The 22,305-nt window shown below is 74.2% G+C and carries 21 protein-coding genes; 7 read left to right on the top strand and 14 right to left on the bottom strand.

Annotation, left to right across the window (positions count from 1 at the left end; translation table 11 throughout):
* From dpgA to IE170_RS32955, 4 genes are all read right to left on the bottom strand, one after another.
* Positions 1–1,083: a 3,5-dihydroxyphenylacetyl-CoA synthase DpgA gene (dpgA, locus tag IE170_RS27005; RefSeq protein ID WP_189812058.1), complete on the bottom strand. Its 1,083-nt coding sequence runs from the start codon at positions 1,081–1,083 to the stop codon at positions 1–3.
* Positions 1,080–2,255, bottom strand: a complete 1,176-nt coding sequence (locus IE170_RS27000) for a glycine amidinotransferase (RefSeq protein ID WP_189812057.1) — start codon at positions 2,253–2,255, stop codon at positions 1,080–1,082. The genes dpgA and IE170_RS27000 overlap by 4 nt, the downstream gene beginning before the upstream one ends.
* Positions 2,252–4,249, bottom strand: a complete 1,998-nt coding sequence (locus tag IE170_RS26995; RefSeq protein WP_189812056.1) for a RiPP maturation radical SAM C-methyltransferase — start codon at positions 4,247–4,249, stop codon at positions 2,252–2,254. The genes IE170_RS27000 and IE170_RS26995 overlap by 4 nt, the downstream gene beginning before the upstream one ends.
* A 94-nt stretch (positions 4,250–4,343) precedes the next feature.
* Positions 4,344–4,457 (bottom strand): pheganomycin family RiPP precursor, encoded by a 114-nt coding sequence (locus IE170_RS32955; protein ID WP_216827151.1) that lies wholly within the window; start codon positions 4,455–4,457, stop codon positions 4,344–4,346.
* 269 nt (positions 4,458–4,726) lie between these two features.
* Between IE170_RS32955 and IE170_RS26990 the strand changes: the two genes are divergently transcribed.
* The 3 genes from IE170_RS26990 (at position 4,727) to IE170_RS33270 (ending at position 9,487) form a co-directional block, all read left to right on the top strand.
* Positions 4,727–6,040, top strand: coding sequence for a preATP grasp domain-containing protein (locus IE170_RS26990; protein ID WP_189812055.1), 1,314 nt, complete (start codon positions 4,727–4,729; stop codon positions 6,038–6,040).
* A 116-nt stretch (positions 6,041–6,156) separates the two neighbouring features.
* Positions 6,157–6,651: a hypothetical protein gene (locus IE170_RS26985; protein WP_189812054.1), complete on the top strand. Its 495-nt coding sequence runs from the start codon at positions 6,157–6,159 to the stop codon at positions 6,649–6,651.
* Positions 6,652–6,829: 178 nt separating this feature from the next.
* The gene (locus tag IE170_RS33270; protein ID WP_263406944.1) at positions 6,830–9,487 is read left to right on the top strand and encodes a D-alanyl-D-alanine carboxypeptidase; all 2,658 of its coding nucleotides are present in this window, start codon (positions 6,830–6,832) and stop codon (positions 9,485–9,487) included.
* Between the two features lie 29 nt (positions 9,488–9,516).
* On the opposite strand, the gene IE170_RS26975 is transcribed toward IE170_RS33270, so the two are convergent.
* From IE170_RS26975 to IE170_RS26965, 3 genes are all read right to left on the bottom strand, one after another.
* Entirely contained in the window at positions 9,517–10,197 is a 681-nt protein-coding gene (locus IE170_RS26975) for a DUF5701 family protein (protein ID WP_189812053.1), read from the bottom strand.
* A gap of 72 nt (positions 10,198–10,269) precedes the next feature.
* Positions 10,270–11,103, bottom strand: coding sequence for an ABC transporter permease (locus IE170_RS26970; RefSeq protein ID WP_189812052.1), 834 nt, complete (start codon positions 11,101–11,103; stop codon positions 10,270–10,272).
* The gene (locus IE170_RS26965; RefSeq protein ID WP_189812051.1) at positions 11,100–12,041 is read right to left on the bottom strand and encodes an ATP-binding cassette domain-containing protein; all 942 of its coding nucleotides are present in this window, start codon (positions 12,039–12,041) and stop codon (positions 11,100–11,102) included. The genes IE170_RS26970 and IE170_RS26965 overlap by 4 nt, the downstream gene beginning before the upstream one ends.
* 168 nt (positions 12,042–12,209) lie before the next feature.
* Here IE170_RS26965 and IE170_RS26960 point away from each other — a divergent pair, with 168 nt between their 5' ends.
* Complete coding sequence (locus IE170_RS26960) at positions 12,210–12,830, top strand: PadR family transcriptional regulator (protein WP_189812050.1); 621 nt, start codon at positions 12,210–12,212, stop codon at positions 12,828–12,830.
* A 25-nt stretch (positions 12,831–12,855) separates the two neighbouring features.
* Here the strand turns inward: IE170_RS26960 and IE170_RS26955 are convergent, their stop codons facing one another.
* Positions 12,856–13,551 carry a hypothetical protein gene (locus tag IE170_RS26955; RefSeq protein WP_189812049.1) on the bottom strand — a complete coding sequence of 232 codons (696 nt, stop codon included), beginning with the start codon at positions 13,549–13,551 and terminating at the stop codon, positions 12,856–12,858.
* A 305-nt stretch (positions 13,552–13,856) separates the two neighbouring features.
* Here IE170_RS26955 and IE170_RS26950 point away from each other — a divergent pair, with 305 nt between their 5' ends.
* The gene (locus IE170_RS26950) at positions 13,857–15,074 is read left to right on the top strand and encodes an esterase/lipase family protein (protein WP_229885194.1); all 1,218 of its coding nucleotides are present in this window, start codon (positions 13,857–13,859) and stop codon (positions 15,072–15,074) included.
* Positions 15,075–15,238: 164 nt separating this feature from the next.
* The gene (locus tag IE170_RS26945) at positions 15,239–16,438 is read left to right on the top strand and encodes an NAD(P)/FAD-dependent oxidoreductase (protein WP_189812047.1); all 1,200 of its coding nucleotides are present in this window, start codon (positions 15,239–15,241) and stop codon (positions 16,436–16,438) included.
* Positions 16,439–16,519: 81 nt separating this feature from the next.
* On the opposite strand, the gene IE170_RS26940 is transcribed toward IE170_RS26945, so the two are convergent.
* Positions 16,520–17,257 carry a VOC family protein gene (locus IE170_RS26940; protein ID WP_189812046.1) on the bottom strand — a complete coding sequence of 246 codons (738 nt, stop codon included), beginning with the start codon at positions 17,255–17,257 and terminating at the stop codon, positions 16,520–16,522.
* Between the two features lie 10 nt (positions 17,258–17,267).
* Complete coding sequence (locus tag IE170_RS26935; protein WP_189812045.1) at positions 17,268–17,432, bottom strand: hypothetical protein; 165 nt, start codon at positions 17,430–17,432, stop codon at positions 17,268–17,270.
* Positions 17,433–17,561: 129 nt separating this feature from the next.
* Here IE170_RS26935 and IE170_RS26930 point away from each other — a divergent pair, with 129 nt between their 5' ends.
* Entirely contained in the window at positions 17,562–18,398 is an 837-nt protein-coding gene (locus IE170_RS26930; protein ID WP_189812044.1) for a hypothetical protein, read from the top strand.
* A gap of 28 nt (positions 18,399–18,426) precedes the next feature.
* On the opposite strand, the gene IE170_RS26925 is transcribed toward IE170_RS26930, so the two are convergent.
* The 4 genes from IE170_RS26925 to IE170_RS26910 all read right to left on the bottom strand — a co-directional run bounded on the left by IE170_RS26925 (position 18,427) and on the right by IE170_RS26910 (position 21,669).
* The gene (locus IE170_RS26925; RefSeq protein WP_189812043.1) at positions 18,427–19,359 is read right to left on the bottom strand and encodes a matrixin family metalloprotease; all 933 of its coding nucleotides are present in this window, start codon (positions 19,357–19,359) and stop codon (positions 18,427–18,429) included.
* Between the two features lie 132 nt (positions 19,360–19,491).
* Entirely contained in the window at positions 19,492–20,742 is a 1,251-nt protein-coding gene (locus IE170_RS26920) for a serpin family protein (RefSeq protein ID WP_189812042.1), read from the bottom strand.
* Positions 20,743–20,800: 58 nt separating this feature from the next.
* Positions 20,801–21,337, bottom strand: coding sequence for a hypothetical protein (locus IE170_RS26915; protein ID WP_189812041.1), 537 nt, complete (start codon positions 21,335–21,337; stop codon positions 20,801–20,803).
* Positions 21,338–21,435: 98 nt separating this feature from the next.
* Positions 21,436–21,669, bottom strand: a complete 234-nt coding sequence (locus IE170_RS26910; protein ID WP_189812040.1) for a hypothetical protein — start codon at positions 21,667–21,669, stop codon at positions 21,436–21,438.
* Positions 21,670–22,305: the final 636 nt, after the last annotated feature.

Raw genomic sequence — 22,305 nt, 5'->3', positions numbered from 1 at the left:
TCACCACCGCGCCAGCGCCATCTCGATCGTCGAGCCGGGCCCCATGGTCATCAGCACCCCCAGGTCGCCGGGGCGGACCGATCCCTCGGCGGCCAGGCGCTGGTAGGAGAAGAGGAAGGAGCCGCTCGACAGGTTTCCGTGGTCGCGCAGCACGCCGGTGGTGTGCCGTACGTCGTGCCGGGTCAGCCCCAGGTTGACCCGGACCGAGTCCACGACCTTCTTGCCGCCGGAGTGCACCACCCAGTGGTCGATGTCCGAGGCCAGCAGCCCCGTACCGTGAAGCAGCCGCTCCAGCGCCCCCTCCGCGTGCGCGCCGACGACGTACGGGATCTGCGGGTCCAGCCAGAAGCTGAACTTGCCGTGCCCCTCGTCCCAGTCGTAGCGCATCGCGTCGACGGCGTCGGGGATGATCCGGCTGGAGAACTTCAGCAGCGCCGGCGCCCCGCCCGCATCCCCCGGGCCCCCGCCGCCGGGCGCGGTGACGGCGACGGCCGCCGCGCCGTCCCCGAAGAGGCTGTTGACGACGGAGGAGCGCATCGTGCCGTCGAAGACGTACGCCGCCGAGCACACCTCCACGCACACCAGCAGGGCCAGCTCCCCGGGGTGCGCCCGAGCCCACCCGGTGACCGAGGCCAGCGCGTTGAGACCGGCGTTGCAGCCCATTCCGACGACGTCGAGGCGCGAGCAGGCGACGTCGAGGCCCATCTCCTTGATCAGCAGGGCGGAGAACCCGGGCGTCAGGAATCCGGTCGAGGTCACGCAGCACAGGTGGCGCACGTCCGACCGCCGCGCCCCGGTGTCGGCGAGGCAGTTCTCGACCGCCCGCCGCCCCAGCAGCAGCCCCTGCTCGGTGTGCTTGCGCAGCAGCGCGCCCTGCGACTCCACCGCCCGCGAGCCGTCGGGGCCGGCGGCGGGGAGCGTCAGGCCGCGCCGCTCGATGGCGCTGTTCAGGAAGAGCGAGCGGACCCGGGGATCGGTCACGGCCAGCAGGTCGAGCAGCTCGCGCTGGCTGTAGCTGGTGTCGGGGACGGCCGTGCCGACCCCGGCGAGCCGGGCCGCGGCCCCCGTGTCCGGCAGGCTCATCCGAGGTAGTCCTCCAACCCGCCTTCGCGGACGGTGTCCAGCGTGAAGCAGTGGAAGCCCCCGCCGAACAGCCGCCGGTGCCGGTGCCGGACCGGGACCGCCGTGAAACCGTGCTTCTCCAGCGTCCGCGCCAGCTCCGGGCAGGCCTCGTTGACCAGCACGGTGTCCGGGCCGGCGGACAGCACGTTCAGGTCGATGAACGGGCTGGTCAGCACCAGGTCCTCGTCCTCGTACCGGGGGAAGTTGTCGCCCTCCGGGGCGGGCGCGACGATCCGGTCCCACTTCCGCAGCGCCTCGGGCAGCTTCTCGGCGACGGCCTCCGAGCGCACGAGCAGGGTGCCGGGCCGCAGCGCGAGGACCATGCTGTCGATGTGGCTGTCGCTGAGCCGGTGCACACGGTGGATCCGGAACCGGTCGCCGACGTGCCGCTCCAGCCAGTCGCAGGCCAGGGCGTGGTGGGCGGTGGAGACGTTCACGACGAGGTCGCGGCCGAGCCGCAGCACCTGCGCCCCGTCGAACATCATCTCGATGCCCACGTCGTAGGGGGAGGGGCTCGGGGTGCCGATGGGCTCCGTCGGGCCGCCGATCGTGCTCTCGCGGGCGTAGTCCAGGTCGAACGACGCGTCCGTCATCAGGGGGCGCGGCATCACCGTCCAGCGGGCGCCCTGCGCGAAGTACCGCTGGAACACCGGGGTGAGGAACTGCGTCTCGAAGTACCGGGAGCGGATCATCGGAGGCGTCTCGATGATCTCGTCGCCGAGGATCAGCGTGTTGTCGCGGATGTTCAGCGGCGGGACCACGGACGCCGACCAGGCCGGGGTGCGCACCTCGCTGGTGCCCGGGTCGAGGTCCATCGGGCGGAGCACCGTCACCCCGAGGGCGGTCAGGGCCGCCGCGATGCCCTCCAGGTCCTCGACGAGCTCGTCGACGTAGCGCTGCTTGATCGGCACCCGCCCGCGGCGGGCGCCGTCCGGTCCGGCACCCCCCTCCCCGGCTCCGCCGACGGTGAGCCTCGGGTAGTACCACTCGGACCGCGTCGTGTTGTCGCCGGCGATGTTGTCGTGGAAGAAGAGGTCGAAGGACAGCTCCCGCTCGTGGGAGGTGTAGTGGGCGGCCGAGCCGACGACCACCTCCTTGAGCGGGGACCATTCGTCGAAGCTGTTCAGCGTCATCGTGAGCTCCCTCGCTCGCTCGAAGTGCCCGGCCCGGCCGGCGTGCGCCCGGGCAGTGCGGGCAGCCCGGGCCGGAGCGGCAGCGCCAGGGAGAGGTACTTGCCGTCCTCCTCCAGGCAGATCCCGTGCGCGACGCAGGAGCCGAGGAACTCCTCGACCTCCGCCCGCTCGACGGCTTCGCCGTCCGCTCCCGTGCCGCCGCCCAGCTCCCGGTGGATGCGGGCGGCGCTGCGCGGGGCGTCGCCGCACAGCTCGTACGCCCGGGCCCGCCACCCGGCGAGGGTCGTCTTGCGGCGCCGGCCGCCCCGCGTGTCGAACAGGGTCAGCCAGTCCGGCCCCCGCCGGTACGTGAGGGTGGGCCGGTCCGCGGAGGCCCATTCCCGCCCCCACGCCTCGACGGCCTTGGCCAGCTCGGCGACGGCGTCGGGGGAGGCGGTGTCCGGAGCCCGGTAGTCGAAGAAGTAGGCGATGCGGCCGTGGTCCAGCCCCGGCACCGGGAACGCCAGCCGGTAGGCGCTCTTCGGCCGGATCTCGCCCATCCCGAAGGACGGGTCGGTGAAGTACGGGCTGAACCGCTCCAGCCAGATCCGCCCGACGCCGGCGGGCGGCTCCAGGTGGGTCAGCAGCGGCACGAGGGCGGCCTGGCCGGTGTAGTCCTCGTCGGTCTCGCCGGGGAAGCCGGCCAGCACGTTCCAGTCGACGCGGACGCCGTAGTAGTGCGCCCACTTCAGCAGGCGGACGTTGAGGAGACGCGAGGAGCCCTTCCGCATCAGCCCGAGGACGTGCGTGCTGAGGCTCTCCAATCCCGGCTGGATCTTCCACACCCCGGCCTCGGCCAGCAGCCGCACCTGGTCCCGGGTCAGGTTGGCCTTCACCTCGAAGAACAGGGCGGTGTCCCACGGGGCCCCGCGCAGCCCCGAGCAGAAGGTGTCGAGGTAGGCCATGTCGAGGATGTTGTCGACGGCGTCGACCGCGAGGACCCGGTGCCGGCGCATCAGCTCCTCCAGCTCCGCCAGCGCCCGCTCCGGGGACTTCGCCCGGTACTGCATGCCCAGCGCGTTGAGCCCGCAGAAGGTGCAGTGGTGCTTCGCGCCCCACCAGCAGCCCCGGGAGAACTCCACGAGCAGCCGCTGCGTGTTCCGGCCGATCACCCGGTCCCGGCCGAGGGCGTCCAGGGCGGCGAAGTAGTCGTCGTAGTCGGGGACCGGCAGCTGGTCCATCTCCCGGGTGCGGGCGCCGGGCGCGGGGGTGGTCACCCGGCCGTCGGGGGTGCGGCCGCAGACGCCCGGCAGGGCGGCCGGGTCGGCGCCGCGCGCGACGGCCGCCGCGAGCCGGGGCAGCGTCACATCGCCCTCGCCGACGACCACGTAGTCGATGAAGTCGAAATTCCGCAGGTACTCCGGCCCCATGTCGCCGTCGTAGTTCGCGCCGCCGAATACGGTGATCAATTCGGGGCGGGCTTCCTTCAGGCGGCGCGCGAGCGCCAGCGCGGCGACGTTCTGGATGAAAGTCGACGTGAATCCGACGATGTCGAATTCCGACCAGATGTCGCGGGCGGCGAGTTCGTCGACCCACGCGGGGAGGCGGCGGCCGCGCAGATCGGCCACGGCGTCCCAGTCGGCTCCCGCTTCGGCACACATTTCGGCCACTTCCGGGAAACGCAGCCGGTACTCCTCCACGTCCTCGGTCACCCCGAAGGCCGCCGTCCCGAAGAGCCATTCGCCGAACAGGTGGACCCGTTCGGAAGGGGCCTCGGTGATCACCTCGTAGAGGTCCGTCCCCAGTTCGGCGGCCAGCTCCAGATTCGGGTAGACGCTCCGCGCGTCGTGCCCGAAGGAGCGGAGCGCGGCCTGGAGCAGCCCGCACTGGATGGACGGGGTGTCCGTCCGCGCCCACGGCATGTTCACCAGCCCGATCCGCAGCGGCCTCGCCGGGACGCAGTCCGGTGGGAACAGGGGCCGGTCGATCAGTTCCAACTCACCGCCGCCTGACACGATTCCTCCGTACGTCCGCTCCGGCAGGCCGGACCCCTCCCCGGCGGGCGGGGAAGGACCCGGGTCGCGCACTGGCCGGTCCGCCGGCTCAGTTTCAGTCCTTGACGTTGCTGGCCGAAACGATGCCGATGTCCTTCACATTGCTGTCCGAGACGATCTCCGCGACGTCCGCGTCCTCGATCTCGGTCCAGACGATTTCACGCTCCATGGTTCACCTCCTTCCTCATATCCGGACATGAGATTCCGTCGGTGAACGGTCAACGATCGTAGGAAGCCCGTCAGCGGCGAACAAGGTGGCGATCCGGCCACGGAGACCAGCGGCCGGGCTGCCCCGGCCGATTCCCGTGGGGTCCCGGAGGCGGGAGAGGCGCTCTTGACGCCCTCTCACGCCGATTTTCACAATGGGCCGGTCCCGCCGGGCCGGAATCCTCCGCCCGCCGCCGGAAAGGGCACTGCGACCACAGGGAGTATTGCCGGATGCCGCGACTGCTCATCGGAAACGACTGGAGCGAGGAACTGGAGGAGCCGGCCGGCATCGGCTGGGCCGTGCAGCGCCTGCTGTGGTTCGCCCGCGACGGCGACGTCCTCGTCCTGCCCGTCCCGCCGGAGGAGGAGTTCCTCTCCTACGTCACCTCCCTGACGGGCACCCGCCGCGACTCCCTGGAGGTCGTCGTCCCGCCGCCCGGCCGCATCGGGACCGGCGCCCTCACCGCGGACCGGCTCACCGACCCCGCCTTCGTCGCCGAGCTGCACAAGCGGACCGCAGGCCGGCCCGTCGACGAGGTCTTCGCCCTGTGGCCGGACGCCGCCGTCGCGGCCGCCGCCGACGCCCTGGGCTGCCCCGAAGCACTCGAAGGACACGCCTTCCTCGCGCAGAGCGGCGGACTCCTCGGCAGCAGCAAGGCCGTCTTCCGTGCGCTCGCCGCCGGCGTGGGCGCACCCCTCCCCGACGGCGCGGTCTGCGCCGATCCGCGGCGCGCCGAGGAGCACATCGCCCGCCTGCTCGACGACGGCAGCCCCGTCATCCTCAAGCAGGACTTCGCCTCCGCCAGCGAGGGCAACGAGATCCTCGGCCGCACCGCCGACGTCGACCTGCGCGGCGCCCGGGCCGTACGCGTCCTCCCCGACCGGGCGGCGGTCACCGCGTACCTGGCCGAGCGCTGGGACTGGCTGACCGTCGGCGGCCGCGACCGGGTCGTCGTCGAGCGCTACCACCCCGGCAGCCGCGCCTACTTCGCCGAATACTGGATCTCCGACGCGGGCGTCCGGCTCGGCGGCCACGGCGAAATGCAGTACCGCCCCCTGCCCAACGCCCAGGTGATGCCCGCCCCGGACCTCACCGCCCGCCAGCTCGACGCACTCCTCGACGGCGGCCGCCGCATCTCGGAGGGGCTCCGCGCCATCGGCTACCGCGGCATCCTCAGCGCCGACGCCGTCGTCACGCCGGAAGGGGACGTCCTCTTCACCGAGTACAACGGCCGCGCCACGGGCTCCACCCACATCTACGAGATCGTCGGCAAGCGGGTCGTCGGCCCCGGCTTCGGCACCGACCGCATCCTGTTGGAACGCGTGTGGCCCCGGCACTGGGAGGTGCCCTCCTTCACCGACGCCCTCACCCGGCTCCGCGACTCCGGCCACGCCTACGACCCCGCCACCCGCCGCGGCGCGGTCATCCTGGCCGCCTACCACCCGGGCCGCAAGGGCGTCATGCTCTGCTTCGCGGACGACACCGTTGAGGCCGCCCTCCACCGCGAGGAACAGGTCGCGCGGCTCTTCACCTCCGCCTCCTGACCGGCCCGGGCGGGACAGCGGCCGCCGATTGCGCCGAGGGGGGTCCGCGGCGCCCGGTCCGGCGGTACGCTCCCGCTGCGCCCGCTGCCCGCGGGCCGGGTGGGGAACCGTCGGGGGTGGACGAGTTGGCGCTGGACGACCGCTATGCGTTGAGCGTCGGATGCCGGGTCAGCGTGGAGAGCCGGGCCGGCATCACGACCGTGAACTGGAGCGTGGCGCGGCTGTCGTCACCCGACATGCGCCGGCCGCGGCAGGGAGAGGCGTCGGTCGCCTTCTCGTGCCCGCGGTGCCGCAGGGACTTCACCGCCACCGTCGAGAGCGCCGCCAAGGCCCGGCGCAAGCGCATGGTCTACCTGGTGATCGGCAGCGTGCTGCTGCTCTCGCTGCTGGTCACCCTCCCCATGGCCTTCCACCTCGGCGGCCAAGTGCGGGAGGAGGACGACCCGTCCATGAACCCCATGGCCGTCCTCGTGCCCCTGGTCGCCGTCGGGTTCATCGCCGGACTGACGTTCTTCCTGTTCGGCCGCCGCTACGAGGGCATCAGGAAGTACCGCCTGGTCCGGCCCGACGGGAAGCGGACGATCCTGGTCCAGGGGCACCGCTTCGACTGATCCGCCGCCCGCCGAACGGCGGATCCGCCGTGCACGCACCGCATACCCGCCGGTACGCCACGCCGAACGGCCCGGAACGGGAACGCGCGGGGCCCCGCGTACATCTATCAGTACGGCGCGGCCCCGCGGGGGCCGCGCCGCACGTAACTGCACGGTGTGAGGGCAAGGCGGGGCTGGGATGAAGGCGATAACGGTGGCGGGCGGCTCTCCGGACGACCCGGAGCGCGACAGGACGGCCGCGCCGGGGGCGGGCCGGGACGACGCGTCCGCGGAACCGGACACCGCGGCCGCGGCGGACGGGGCCGCGGACGAGGCCGCGCCCGCCGCCGAGTCGCCCGAGGCGGATGCCGACGGGGACACCGGCGCCGCGCCCGCGGCACCCTCCGCCGAGGCACCGGACGGCGAGCCCGTTGAGGACACCGCCCCCGGGCCCGGGCGCGAACCCGCAGCCGACCCCGCCCCGGAGGAGGCGGCCGCCGGGGCCGGCACCGACGCCGGTACGGAGGCCCCGACCGCCGAAGCGGAGCAGGCGGGCACCGCTGAGGCGCCTGCGGCAGCCGACTCCCGGGCGGAGGCCGCCGAGGCCGACGCGCAGCCCGAACCGACGGCCACCACCCGGGAAGCGGGGCCGTCGCCCGCCCCCGAGGCCGACCCGGAGCCCGAGCCGGCGGCCGACCCCCGCGAAGCGGCGCCGTCGCCCGACGGGGAGGACCGCCCGGAGGCGGAGGCGGCGGACGCCGCCGTGGAAGCCGCGCCGTCGCCCGAGCCCGGGGACTCCGCGGAGGAGACCCACCCCGAGCCGGACGACGTGCCCGAGGGCCGCACCACGACGGCGCCCGAAGACGGCGCGAAGGCCGACGCGACGCTGGTGTTCGCCAAGCCGCCGCGCGGCCCGGCCGGCACGCCCGCCAAGCCGGCCGCGAAGCCCGACCCGGAGCCCGCGCCGCGCGCCGATGCGCCGGGGGACGACTCCGGAGCCGAGCCCGCCCCGACAGGCGCGGACGACGACACGCGGACCCTCGTCTTCCGCGCCCCCGACGCGGCGAAGGCGTCCCGAAAGCCCACGCCCACGCCCGCGCCCACGCCCGCGCCCGAGTCCGAGTCCGAGCCGGGCCGCGCGCCCGCGGCGGAGGACACCGAGGAGTCCCCTGCCCGGGGCGACCTGCCCGCGCCGTCCGACAAGGACGGCCGGAAGTCGCCCGCGTGGGCGCGTACGGAGGAAGAAGGGGAAGGCGACCCGGAGCGAACGACCCGCTTCGCCGCCCTCAAGCCCCCCACCACCCCGACGCCCACCGCACCCAAGCCCACCGCACCCAAGCCGACCGCACCGCGCCCCACCGCCCCGAGGCCCGCCGCCCCGGCGCCGGCCGCGCCGTCCCGGTCCGCCGCAGCGGCGCCCGGCACGCCCCGGCCCACCGCCCCGGGGCCCGCCGCTCCGGCGCCGGCCGCATCCCGGCCTGCCGCCGCGGCGCCCGCCACCCAGCGGTCGGCGCCCCGCCCGCAGCCCCCCTCGCCGGCACCCGCTCCGGCGGCGTACCAGCCGCCACCGCTGGACCTCCCGCCGCTGCAGCTCCCGCACGCGGAGCCCGGGCGCCGCCCGCTGCTGCGCAGCGCCAGGCTGTGGGCGCCGGTCGGGGTGCTGCTCCTCGCCGGGGGCTTCGTCGGCGCCCAGCTGCTGCGCCCGCTGCCCGCGCCCCGGCTCGTGGCCGCCGAGACCGCCCGTACCGTCGACGGGCAGTTCTCCGTTCCGTGGCCCGCCAAGGGCCAGGGCGCGGTCCGCGTCGCCGGCTCGGGCGACGTCGGCTCGTTCGGCGAGCAGAAGCCCGTTCCGACGGCCAGCGTCGCCAAGGTGATGACGGCGTACGTGATCCTCAAGGGCCATCCGCTGCGCAAGAACGAGCCCGGCCCCTCCCTCACGGTGGACGCGAAGGCCGTTGCCGAGGGCAAGTCGGAGGACGAGTCCCGGATCGAGGGGCTCACCGCCGGCCAGAAGTTCAGCCAGCTGGACATGCTCAAGATGCTGATGATCCCGTCGGGCAACAACGCCGCACGCCTGCTGGCCCGCTGGGACACCGGCACCGACTCCGAGGCCGCGTTCGTGGAGAAGATGAACGCCGCGGCCCGGGACCTCGGGATGAAGGACACCACGTACACGGACCCCAGCGGCCTGGACGCCGGGACCGTCAGCACCGCCGCCGACCAGCTGAAGCTGGCCGAGGCGGTGATGAAGGACGAGGTGTTCCGCTCGATCGTCGCCATGCCCAGCGCGCCCATCAAGGGGCTGCCGCAGCCGCTGTCCAACAACAACACGCTGCTGACCGCGCAGGGCCTCAGTGTCCGCGGCATCAAGACCGGCTCCAGCACGCCTGCGGGCGGGGCGCTGATGTGGGCGGCGTACAAGTCGGTCGGCGACGAGACCCCGCTGATCCTCGGCACCTTGATGGAGCAGCGCGTGGAGGGACCCGACCCGAACGCCACGAAGAGCCTGGGCCTGGTGCTCTCCAACAGCAAGAAGATCATCGAGGCGGTGCGCTCGGCCCTGGCATCGGCCCCGCTCGTCCGCAAGGGCGACGTGGTCGGACACGTGGACGACGGCCTCGGCGGCCGTACGCCGCTCGTGGCCGCCAAGGACCTGAACGCGATCGCCGTCCCCGGCCAGCAGTTCAAGCTGACCCTGTCCCCCGGGGCGTCGCCGCTGCGGCGCGAAGCGAAGGCGGGCACCGAGGTCGGCACCCTGACGGCCGGCGAGGGCGACGGCGCGAAGAGCGTGCCGGTGGCCGTCCGCACCGCCCTGGAGGAGCCCTCACTCGGTACCCGCCTCACCCGCCTGCGCTGACGCCCCGCCCGCCCGCGCTGCCGCCCCGCCTAGGGGCGGCGGCCGGTGGTGGAGGCGAAGCCGAGCCAGGTGTGGCGGTTGTTCCACCAGCACCAGCCGACCTTGGGCGCGTTGCGCCGCTCGCGGCCGTCGCGGCCGGTGCCGTTGCTGATCCAGATGGCCGGCGTACGGGCGTCGAAGCTGCCGTTCGGCTTGCGCAGGCGCGAGCCGATCGTCATGAAGCAGCGGTTGCGCTCCAGGACGGCGGGCTGCTGGAGCAGCCAGTGGATGCCCTCCGTGAGGAGCAACGGGGTGCGGTCCTCCTTGTGGAGTGCGGGCAGCGCCTCCTCGGGGCTCCAGTTGGCCATCCGGTCGCCTCGGTCGGGGCCGGCGACGACGTAGAGGGGCGCGTCGGGCAGGTCGATGCCGTCCGGGGTGAACCGGTCGACGTCGGCCATGTCGGTGACGACGAAGCCCGGCTTGTCCCCGTGGCGGAGCAGCGGTGCGAGGACGGAGGCGGGTGCCAGGTCCGGGTGTACGGCCAGCAGGAGGTCGCCGCCGTCACCGCCGGCGGTGACGGCGTACGCCCGCAGCCGGTCGGCGGGGATCCCGGCGACCTCGGGCACCCCGAGCCCGATCAGCCGCTCGGCCTGCTCGGCGAGCGAGGGGAGCGGGACGGCAGCGGAAGCGGAAGAGGCGTCGGAGGCGGCAGCGGAAACGTTCTCGGGCAAGGTACTTCCTCGTTTTCGTGATCCGGCAGTACAGGGCAGTGCAGGGGAGGGGAGGAGCGCGGCGGACGGGATCTAGCGGCTCAGGCCCCGGAACCGCTTCACGGCCAGCGGGAAGAACACCGTGATCAGCGCCACCGGCCAGGCCACGGCGAGCAGTTCGGCGTGCTCGGCGGCCCAGGAGCCGCCGCCGGTGCCGCCGGGGCTGCCGACGAGGCCGCGTACGGCGGTGGCCGTCGCCGACAGCGGGTTCCACTCCACGACCGCGCCCAGCCAGGCGGGCATCGATCCGGGCGCGGCGATGGCGTTGGAGAGGAAGCCGACCGGCCACACCAGGATCTGCACCGCCTGCACCAGTTCCGGCTTGCCCGCGACCAGCCCCAGGTGGATGCCGACCCACAGCATCGCGAACCGCAGCAGCAACAGCAGCCCCACGGCCGCGAGGAAGGCGGCGGTCCCGTGGTGCCAGCGCCAGCCCATCGCGTACCCGACCGTGATCATCACGGCGAGGCCGACCGCCGACTGCAGCATGTCGGCGATGCTCCGGCCGACGAGGACCGCGCCGGAGGCCATCGGCAGCGACCGGAACCGGTCGATGACGCCCTTGCCGAGGTCCTGGGTGACCGCCAGCATGGTCGCCTCCAGGCCGAAGGCCATCGTCATGGCGAGCATGCCCGGCACCAGGTAGGCCGTGAAGTCCCCGTCGACGCCGCGGCCGCCGCCGATCAGGAAGCCGAACATCAGCATCATCATCACCGGGAAGACCAGCCCGACGGCCACCTGGGCCGGTTCGCGCCCCCAGTGCATCAGCTCGCGCCGGGTCATCGTCCACGAGTCGGCGGCGGCCCAGCCCAGGCGCGTGCCCGTGCCGTGCGCCGCGCTCGCCCCGAGCAGCGTGGTCGTACTCATGCCGCGTCCTCCTTCTTCGTCAGGTGCATGAAGACCTCGTCGAGGGTGGGGCGGCGCACCGCGATGTCCCGCGCCTCGATTCCGGCCGCCTCCAGGGCACGTACGGTCCCGGTCAGGGCCGCCATCCGGTCGGTGACGGCGGCGCTGACCAGGCGCAGGTCCTCGTCGACGACGGCGTCGCCCGGCAGGAGGGCGGCCGCGCGCGCCAGGTGGGCCGCGTCGTGCAGCACGACGTCGATGCGGTCCCCGCCGGTCGCCGACTTCAGCTCGTCGGGGGTGCCCTCGGCGATGGCCCTGCCGTGGTCGACGACCGCGATCCGGTCGGCGAGCTGGTCGGCCTCCTCCAGGTACTGCGTGGTCAGCAGGACGGTCGTGCCGCCGCCGACGAGGGAGCGCACCGCGTTCCACACCTCCGTGCGGCCGCGCGGGTCGAGCCCGGTCGTCGGCTCGTCCAGGAAGAGCACCTCCGGCCGCGAGATGAGGGCCGCCGCCAGGTCGAGCCGCCGCCGCATCCCGCCGCTGTACTGCTTGACGGCCTTGGGGCCGGTGTCCGAGAGCCCGAACCGGGCCAGCAGCTCGTCGGCCCGGCGGGCGGCGCCGCGCGCGCCGAGCCGGTGGAGCCGGCCGAACAGCTCCAGGTTCTGGCGTCCGCTCAGCTCCTCGTCGACGGCGGCGTTCTGGCCGACGAGCCCGATGCGGGCGCGGACCTCGTCGGTGCGGGTCCTGACATCGGCCCCGGCCACCTCGACGCGTCCTTCGTCGGGGCGCAGCAGCGTGGACATGATGCGCACGGCCGTGGTCTTGCCGGCGCCGTTCGGGCCCAGGATGCCCTGGACGGTCCCGGCCCGGACCGTCAGGTCCAGGCCGTCCAGGGCCTGCTTGGCCCCGTACTTCTTCCGCAGGCCTTCGACGAGGATCGCCGGTTCGCGGTCGGTCAACGCATGACCCTTCCGTAGGTGGTCAAACTTGACTAGCAAGGAAGAAGGTACGATGCCCGAGCCGATTAGTCAAACTTGATTAGCCTCGGTCCTCGGCGCGGGCCCTCGGCCACGGGCGGCCCGCCCCGACACCTACGCTGGTCGAACCTGTCCTGAAGGGAGACGCCCATGTCAGCGATCCGGCTGCTGGTCCTCGGCGCGGTCCGCCAGCACGGTCGCGCACACGGCTACCAGGTGCGCAACGACCTGGAGTTCTGGGGCGCCCACGAGTGGTCCAACGCCAAACCGGGCTCGATCTACCACGCACTCAAGCAGATGGCGAAAGAGGGCCTCCTCCTGGCCCACGAGGTCGCCCCGAGCACCGCCGGCGGCCCGCCGCGCGTCGAGTACGAGATGACGGAGCAGGGCGCGGAGGAGTACTTCGCCCTGCTGCGCCAGGCGCTGACCTCGTACGACCAGAAGATGGACGTCCTCTCGGCCGGCATCGGGTTCATCGTCGACCTGCCGCGCGAGGAGGCCGTCGCGCTCCTGAGGGAGCGGCTCGCCCGGCTGGACGAGTGGCGGTCCGCGGTCACCGACTACTACACGCCGGAGAACGGCCCCGGACAGCTCGGGCACATCGGCGAGATCATGAACATGTGGGTGCACTCGGCCGACAGCGAGGGTGCGTGGACCAACGGCCTGATCGCGCGGATCGAGGGCGGCGCGTACACCTTCGCCGGGGAGGGCGAGCCCTTCGTCGGCATCCTCGCCGACGACGAGCCGAACCCGTACGCCGCGCCCCGCTGAACCGGCAGCAGCCGCATCCCGCACGTCAGGCGGCCGGATCCTCCGGCGGGAGGTAGGGGCCGAAGTGCCCGGCGACCGCCTCGGCGACCGCGGCGGCGTCGCGCGAACCGTCGACTTCGATGACCCGGATCCCGAGCCGCCGGGCGGTCCGCACGGCGTCGTCGGCGACGAGCACGTCCCGGGCGAGCCGGTTGGCCTGGGCTCGGGCCGGGTCGCTGACGGGATGCCCGAAATTGGCGGCGCGGGGCAGTTCGCGCAGCTGGCGCCGGCGGAAGGCGGGCGTGGGCACCATGACGACCATCCGGCGCGGCGAGTCGACGAGCGGTGCCACGAGTTCGGGGCGCAGCCCCCAACCCTCGGCGATGACGGGCCGGCCCGAGACGAGCGCGCGCAGGTCGTCCAGAGCCCACTCGAAACGGGCGGGGAAGCCGGCCAGCGTCTCGGCGGCCATCTCCTCGGGGCCGGTGCGCACCCACGCCTGCTCCGGGTCGGGGCCGGCGGCGGGCTCGCCGAGGCGTACGCGCCGGGCGATCCTGCGGTCCTCGTGGCCGCGGGCGTCGTGGAAGTCGTAGTGGTACGCGGTGACGCCGTACCGGCGGGCCAGCAGCCGCGCCACGGTGGACTTGCCGGCCCACTGGCCGCCGCCGATCCACAGCGCGCGGCGCAGGGTGCCGAAGGGATCCCACACCCCGCCTGCGGCGGGGGAGGGCTGGTCGGTCATGCGCGGTCCTCCTGAGGCGAGCGGCGGCGTTGCCGGCCGGGCGGGCCGGGCCCGGCGGTACGGTACGCCCCTCCGGTACCCGTGCGGCGCGATCCCGCCACGCGCCCTCCCCGCCGGCACGCCCTCACGTACCGGCTCGCGCCCCCCGCGTACCCCCGCGCGCTCCGGCGTAGTCGGCAGGCCGCCCACGCCCCGCCGATGCGGTGAAGATCGTGCGTGGCATATGCGACATGCCGTATGCCTCGCCCCAGCATGTCCCTTGCACTGCCGACCACCACCACACACACCCGTGGAAAGGGACCCCTGTGGCCGACGCCAAGAAGGAAAACGCCAGGAAGTTCGCAGGATCCGTCGGACTCGTGACCCCGCTGGACCAACCGGCCGCCTCCCCGGCACCGCCGGCCGACGAGGAGTGGCAGCTGCCGCACGGCACCGCCCGCGTCTACTACGGCGACGGCCGCCAGGGCATGGTCCGGCCGGTCGTCCTGGCCGACGGCTTCAACATGGGGCCGACCGACTTCGACCGGCTCTGGGAGGGCCTGGAGAACGGCCGGTTCCCGTTCGTCAGCGAACTGCGGCGCCGCGACCGCGCGCTGGTCCTCGTCGGGTTCGACGAGCGCAGCGAGTCGATCCTCCGCAACGCCGAGACCATGACCGCCGCCATCCAGCGGACCATCGCCGAGCAGATCGGCGACGCCCCGCTGGCAGTCGGCGGGTTCAGCATGGGCGGCATCGTCGCCCGCTACGCGCTCGCGCACATGGAAGCGCAGCGCATGGACCACCGCACCGCCGTCTACGTGTCCTTCGACAGCCCGCACCGGGGCGCGTGGGTGCCGATCGGGCTGCAGGCCTTCGCGCACTACCTCGCCCAGAGCGGCAACGACACCTACCTCCGGCAGATCAGCAGCCCGGCCTCGCAGCAGATGCTGTGGCGCCACCTCGACGCGCTCGACGGCACCCCGCAGGAGAGCCGGATGCGCCGCGAGTTCAAGGAGCAGCTCCAGCGCGTCGGCGGCTGGCCCCGCGTCCCGCGGCTGCTCGGCGTGGCCAGCGGTCGCGGCGACGGCACGGGCAACGGCGTCCGCGCTGCGGACAAGACGCTCAGCTGTGCCGGACCGCTCTTCGACGGTACGCACTTCCTCGCCCAGTCCCAGGGCGAAAAGGCGGAGGTGGCCGTCCTGAACGGCCTCCTCGGCGGCCCGCACACCATCACCACGAGCGGGTTCCCCGAGCTGGACGGGGCGCCCGGCGGCACCCTCGAATCGTTCGGCATCATCGCCGACACCCTCGCCTCCTTCGGCGAGCGCGTCGACCTCGTCCACCGGTCCGTGTGCTTCGTCCCGTCCGTCAGCGCGGTCGCCGTCCGCGACCTCGACCAGCAGGACGACCTGTACGCCGACATCGACGCCCTGTCCCCGGACCAGTCCGAGCTCGACGACTTCATGCTCTCCACCGCCAACGACCCGCACAGCGCCATGACCCGCGAGATCGCCGAGTGGGTCTTCGACCGCCTGCCCGACTGACCGCCCCGGCCCGGCCCTGCCCGCCGGAAGCGGGCCGGGCCGGGCAGTCCCGCGGACGTGATGCAGGTCACACCGCAACCCTGTCAGGGATCGCAAGGCCGTCCGGTTCAAGGTGCGAGACCACGCCGGACCACGGCGGATCCCGAGCAGACAGGAGCACGGACATGCAGCACCGCATCGTCGTCCTCGGCGCCGGCTACACCGGAGCGACCGCCGCCGGCCGCATCGCCCGCCGGCTGCACGCCGACGACGTCACCATCACCCTGGTCAACGCCGAGCCCGACTTCGTCGAGAGGGTCCGCCTGCACCAGCTCGCCGCCGGCGAGGAGCTCCGGCCCCGCCCGTTCGACGAGATGTTCGCCGGGACCGGTGTGCGGCTGAAGCTCGCCGAGGTCACCGCCGTCGACGTCGACCGCAAGGCCGTCACGGTCCAGGGCGGCGCCGGGCGCGAGGAGCTGGCGTACGACACCCTGGTCTACGCCCTCGGCAGCTCCTGGAACGACGGCGGCGTCCCCGGCGCCGCCCGGCACGCCCACGAGGTGTCCAGCCGCCGCGGCGCCCTCCGGCTGCGCGAGCGCCTGGCCGCCCTGGAGGCCGGCCGGCCCGTCGTCGTGGTCGGCGGCGGCATGACCGGCGTGGAGGCCGCGACGGAGATCGCCGAGGCCCGCCCCGACCTCGACGTGCACCTGCTCACCGGTGGCGTCCTCGGCGACTGGCTGTCCCGCAAGGGCCGCGACCACCTGAGGAAGGTCGCCGACCGCCTCGGCATCACCGTCCACGAGCACGCGCAGGCCGCCGCCGTCGCCGAGGACCGGGTGACCACGGCCGACGGGACGGTCCTCCCCTCGGCGGCCACCGTCTGGACCACCGGCTTCGCCGTCCACCCGATCGCCGGCGCCACCGGCCTCGAACTCACCGACGGCGGGCAGATCGCCGTCGACTCCACCATGCGCTCGCTCTCGCACCCGGACGTCTACGCGGTGGGCGACGCCGCGATGGCCCTCGGCCCGAACGACCGGCCGCTGCGCATGTCCTGCGCCTCGGGCGTGCCGATGGCCTGGCAGGCCGCCGACGCCATCGCCGCCCGGCTCGCCGGGGCGAAGGTGCCGCACATCCCAATCCGCTACTACCAGCAGTGCATCTCGCTGGGCCGCACGGAGGGCCTCATCCAGTTCGTCACCGCCGACGACCGCGCCGTCGAGAAGGCCCTCACCGGCCGCACCGCCGCCCTCTACAAGGAGATCATCTGCAAGGGCGCGGCCTGGGGCGTCGCGAACCCGACCCTGAGCATGCCGACCCGCCGCCGCCGCGTCACCCGCGGGCAGACCCCGGCCGCGGCCGCCCCCTCGGGGGCGGCGGCCTGACCGGGGCCCGGCCCCGACCGCGAACGGGGTTGCCGGGGCGGACCCGCGGCGCACACCGGCGCCACGGGTCCGCACCGGCCGTCAGCGCGGGGTGAGCAGGCAGAACTCGTTGCCCTCCGGGTCGGCCAGCACCTTCCAGTGGATCTGGGACTGGTCGATCCCCGGGTCGGTCGCGCCGAGGGCGCGCAGCCGGGCGGCCTCCGCCTCCAGGTCGTCCCCGCGGTAGGGGGCGATGTCGAGGTGGACGCGGTTCCACACGGTCTTCGCATCCGGCGTCCGGACGAACTCCAGGTACGGGCCGACGCCTTGGGCGGAGCGCATCGACGCGTGGTCGTCGGCGGTCTCGACCACGGTCCAGTCCGTCGCACCGCCCCAGAACCGGGCCATGGCCCGCGGGTCGGCGCAGTCGACCACCACCGCGGCGATCGGACCGGTGTCCCGGTAGAGCGGACGCGGCTCGAGGACGCAGAACTCGTTGCCCTCCGGGTCGGCCATGACCGTCCAGGGGACGTCGCCCTGGCCCACGTCGGCGAGCGTCGCGCCCAGGTCCTTCAGCCGGCCCACCAGTTGGGCCTGGTGGGCGGCCGAGGTGGTGGCCAGGTCGATGTGCACCCGGTTCTTCACCGTCTTGGGCTCCGGCCGGGCGATGAGGTCGATGCAGACCGCCGACGGGTCCGGGTAGGAGAAGCCCACGGGTTCGAGGTTCGTCACCCCCGGGCCCTCGCTGTCGATCCCCCACCCCAGCACCTCCGCCCAGAACCGGCCGAGCGCGGAGTCGTCCTGCGCCTTCATGTTGATCTGCACGAGTCGTGTTGCCATACGGCGGATCCTAAGCTCCGGTCTCGGCGGTCTCCGCGGTCTCCGCGGCCGGAGGGGCCGAGGCGGACACGGGCACGCCGAAGGAAAGGAAGTCCGTCACCACACTGGTGGCGCCCGCCGTCTGCGACAGCCGCACGGGTACGCCCTTGCCGTCCACCCACACCTCGGCCACCATGCCGACCCTTGCGGGACCACGCTTGCGCGCGCCCCCACCCAATGAGCGCGTCTGTGCAGAAGCCGGTCCAACTCCCCTCCGGGTCTCCTACAGTTGCTCCACGACGTTGCAGCGTGGGCGGGGGTTGCGGTGAGCGACGTACTGGCGCCCGGGGGCGCGGGAGACGATGAGGGCGCAGGCGGCTCCGGAAGCCGGGGGAGCCGGACCAGGAAGGCGGCCGAGCTGGCCGCCGTACTCTCCGCGACGACCGCTCTGGCCGCCCTCGTCCTCGGGCTGATGGGGCTGCTGAACCCGGGCGATGCCCAAGGCGGCAGGCGGGCCGCCGGCGCGGGCGGGACAGGAGTGGCCGCACCGCCCGCCGAGACCCCCTCGGCCGTACCGACCGGCCCCACCCCCGGCGGTGCGGCCACTCCCGCCGTGGCCGGCACCTCGGCTGCCGCCCCGGCACCGTCCTCGGCGCGCCCGACCGCTCCCCCCTCCGACCCGCCCCCGCCCGTACCGGCCGGCTGGCACCGGGTCACGGCGAAGGCGCTCACGCTGTCGCTGGCCGTGCCCGACGGCTGGAAGCTCGACACGGACACCGCCCTGCAGGCCAACTGGGTCTCACCGGACGGCCGCTACGTGATCGGGGTGAAGCGCGACGGCAGCAACGGGCACACCGCCCAGTCCGCCGCCATCGGCCAGCTCGCCTGGTACCGCAAGGCGGAGGAGTCGAAGATGCAGGGCCTGACCGCCGCGACCCACGCCGACCGCCAAGGCGGGAAGGACGCCGTCCGGCTGGAGCTCGACTACCGGTGGCCCGAGCGCAGCACGCCCTGCCACCGCACGGAGGTCTTCGTCGCGGGGGCGGGCAACCAGGTCTACCAGCTCCTCGTCAACGACCAGGAGTACGACCCCCGCGCCTCGGAGCTCCCGCAGCTCCTCAAGACGGCGCGGGACCACCTGCGCACCGACACCGCGGACTGAGCTCGCAGGCCGGCCCGGGATGCGGCCCTCAGCGGCCGCCCGCCGGGTCGCGCGGCCAGCGCGCCGGCCCGTAGAGCCGCTGCACGGCCTCGACGTCCGCGGCGGAGAGCTCGCGCCGGCCGTCGCCGCCGGAGGCCGTCATCACGGAGTCGGTGTCGGTCGTCGTGTGGCCCAGGCCCAGGGCGTGGCCGATCTCGTGCACGGCGGCGGCCTGGAGGTCGGTGAGCAGCCCGGGCCGGTTCGTCCACGTCGGGGCGTCGTTGAAGTGCACGTCGCCGGCGAAGGGCTCCGGTGCCGTCGCGGAGGGCGGCGGCCACGCATGCCCCAGCACCATCGCGTTGTCGTCGAAGGGCGGCGTACCGAGGAAGGCGGGCGGATCGCCGTGCCCGCGCACCAGGAAGCCGATGAGGACGTCCACGCGGTACAGGCGGGTCAGCGCCTGCACGGCCCGTGCCTGCACACGGTCGAAGGCCGGTCCGCAGCGGACCGCGAGCGCGAGCGCGTGAACCGCGCCCGCGGCCGCGAGCGGGGGCGGGACGTGCCGGAACGTCAGCGGCGTCACCGCGGCCCAGGTGGCGAAGGCCTGCGCGACCGCGGAACCCGCCTGCGCCGGCGTCAGGTCGGGGGTGTGCCGCACGAACCCGTACGTCAGGTCCGTACGCGGCCAGGCGCGGATCGTGGGCACCGCCCGGGGCACCGCCGTCGCACCGGGCAGCAGGTCCGGCACCCCGCAGCGCGGCCGCCGCAGCTGCGCCAGGGTGCGCTCGCCCGCCTCGCCGTCGGCTTCGAGCCCGAAGCACTCCTGGTACCGGCGCACGGCACCGGCCAGCGGCTCGTCGTAGTGGTCGGCGGCGCTCGGCGAGTGCGACGCGTACCCCAGCCGCCGCAGGTACGCGTACAGCACCGCGACCTCGGGGCCGTGGTCGCCCCTCTTCAACGGCTGCAGCGGGGCTTTCGGCATCCGCGCCTCCCGGAGTCGGTGCGGCCGGCGGCCGGCACACGGGAACCCGGCAGCAGGGGGATCATCCGCGCAGTGGTGCTGCTTCCACGATAGGAGCCGCCCGGGCGGGCGCAACCCAGTGGACGCCCGCGCTCACTCGCCGTCCCAGTCCTCGTCCCAGTCCCCGTCCTCGTACGCGTGCTCCTCCGGGACGTATGCGAGCGGCTCGGCCACCCACCCCGCGGCGAGCACGAGCCGGGAGGACCGCTGCACCGCGAGGAAGCCGAACGGCCGGTCGAACCGGACGTCGACGGTCCGCACCCGGTACGGAGGCGACGGCAGCAAGCCCGCCCCCACCGCGGCGAAAGCGGTGACGGCGGCGGCCTCGAACCCCTTCGCGTGGAACCGCGCCACGGCCGCCTGCCGGCCCGAATCGATCAGGAGCGGCTCCCGGCTGACCCCGGGGAAGTGGCCGGCGGCAGCGCGCGTGCATGCGGTCTCCAGGCCGAACAGCCCGGCGTGCTCCAGCAGGTCGTGCTCGGCGTCGACGGAGAAGGCGACGGTGTCGACGCTCAGCCGCGGCTCGGGCCGGTACGCCGCCCCGACACCGACCCGGAGCCCCGGCCCGGGCACGCCCTCGGGCAGGGAGAAGCCGTCCACCGACGGCACCGCCCGCGTCGCGGCGGCGATGCCGCCGGCCAGCACCTGCCCGGCCGGGGCGTCCGCGGCGCCGAGCACGAGGTGGACGTCCACCCCTCCGTCGCCGACCAACTCCAGCACGGTGACGGGCCCGGCGGGCGTCCCCGCGACCCGTACGCGGTGCAGCAGCGAGGTCGTACGCAGCAGCCGCAGGACCTCCCGGCCGGCCCACGGCCCCTCCTGGAAACTCCCCGGCCACTCCCGGAACGGCCGTATCCAGCGGAGCCGCAGCGCCAGGGCGGACGCCAGGACCAGCCGGGTGGCCTCGGTCAGCTCCACCGGCATCCGCTCGACGAGGCCGCCCGTCCGCGCGGCCGCCCACTCGTCGAGCAGCCCGCGGTCGGCGGCCGGGTCGCCGCCGAGCCGGCCCCGGGCGCCGTCGGGCAGCCGGGCCTCCCACTCCGGGTCGAGCGGCAGGTCCGCCCGCGCCCACAGCCCGGTCGCGGCCTCCAGCCCCCGTACGCGCCCCAGCGCGGCCAGCAGCTCCCGAGCCGCGCCGGCGGCCCGCTCGGCGGGTATGCCGAGCGCCCCGGCCAGCTCCGTCCTCGCCGGGCCGCCGGCCCCGTCCGCCAGCAGCGCCAGCAGGGGCCACACCCCGGCGGCGGTCAACACGGTCCCCGTACGCCCGTCGGCCGCGACAGCGGCCTCGGCCCAGCACCCGGTCAGCCGGTTGACGGCCCGGACCGTCGAATTCCTCGCACTCATGCGCGGAGCCTAAGGCCGCCCCACGCCCGCCCCGGAACGCTTTTCCACGCCCGGGCCTTCAGGACACTCGGGTGTACCGGGAGGCGGCTCCTTCCCGCTTGTAGGCCTCGACCCGGTGCCACGCGTCCGTCCACTGGCGGATCTCGTGCTCCCCGGTCACCCCGCAGGCCCGCACGAAGTGCAGCAGCACCGTTTCGCTGCACCCGCGCCTGCCCTTGAGGACGTCCCCGATCGTGGTGCTGGGCAGGCGGCTCACCCCGCCGGCCCCGGGGACGGCGGCGCGCTCCTCCAGCGTGCGCAGGGTCGGCTGCCCGGCTGCCAGCCGCAGCTCCCGCATCGCCTGGAGGAGATCGGCGGGCTCCACCACGTAGGGAAGGGCCGGCGCGCTCCTCGGCAGGGCGACCGCAGTGCCCCGGGCGTCGACGGCCGCCTTCGCCGCACGCTGCCAGAGCTTCTTCGCCTCGGTCACCGAACCGCCGCAGCACCGGACGTACGCCTCGACGGTCTTCCACGGCGGGAGGCTGCGGCCCTTGTCCGCCCGGCACAGCGCCGCCACGGAGGCGGGATGGCCCATCTGCTTCGACGTCTGCGCCATGCGGCTGTAGGAGAGCCGGGACGGGCGGAGCGACCGGAGCCACTCCGCCAGTTCCCTCCTGGCCACCTCAGCACGGGCGCTCGTCCCGCGCCCCACCGCTACCGCGAGCGGCGGGAGGGGAGGACCTGCATCAGCCGGCGGACCAGCTCGATGCCCAGCAGACCGCCGACGCCCACCGTGACCGCGGCCGTCTGCAGGTCCATCCCGGCGAGGACGAGGCCGGTGAAGAGCCCGAGGACGAGCACCACCATGACGGCGGGGACGGCGGGGACGGCGGGGACGAGCGGGGAAGCGGCGTGCGTGTTGTCGTTCGTCTTGCGGTTCAAATCCACCTCGCGACTGGTAGCCGACTCGACCGGTGCCTCTGCGATCTGACGGCCTGCCAGAGCCGGCGGATCAGACACCTCCGGCAAATTCTTTCGGCTCGCAAGCACGGCGCCTAGCGCGTACGAGTCGGGGAACCGGGACACGAGGGCGCAACGGCCCGCGACCACGCCGCCGCACACCCCTCGCCCCCCGCGCTGACCTGCGGCGGAGCGGGAGCAGGCGTTCCACGCGAAGGTGGGACGAACTGAAACGGGCCGTAGCGCCGCCCCCGCGGGGTGGGGCACTCTCTTCCTTGTTCCGCACTCCACAGGTGGAGGAGAGGGTTATGCAAGGGTCATAGGGGTGCCGTCCGGCCACGCCGCTCCGGGGGGACGTACGCCTTCTGGAAACGGCCTTCCCTCTGTCCGTTTCGGACTGGGGCAGCGGCCCTGGAGCCCTCCCCTGCCCTCTCTCGCCCCACCTCGGCCTTCCCGGCCGGTAGGCCGACTCGACACGCACCACACCGGGCCGGAACCTGTGCCAGCGGGTTCCCCCAAGCACTGGCGCCGTCAGGTCCCTGGAATCCCCAGGCCCTGACGGCGCTGCTGCGTGGGGGGACCTCCCGGCGGGCCGGAGCCGGTGCCCTGTACCCCCCCGATGCG

Origin of the sequence: Streptomyces toxytricini (assembly GCF_014649915.1) — a bacterium.
Taxonomy (GTDB): domain Bacteria; phylum Actinomycetota; class Actinomycetes; order Streptomycetales; family Streptomycetaceae; genus Streptomyces; species Streptomyces toxytricini.
The sequence above is the reverse complement of the archived record's forward strand: the minus strand, read 5'-3'. Positions and strand labels throughout refer to the sequence as shown.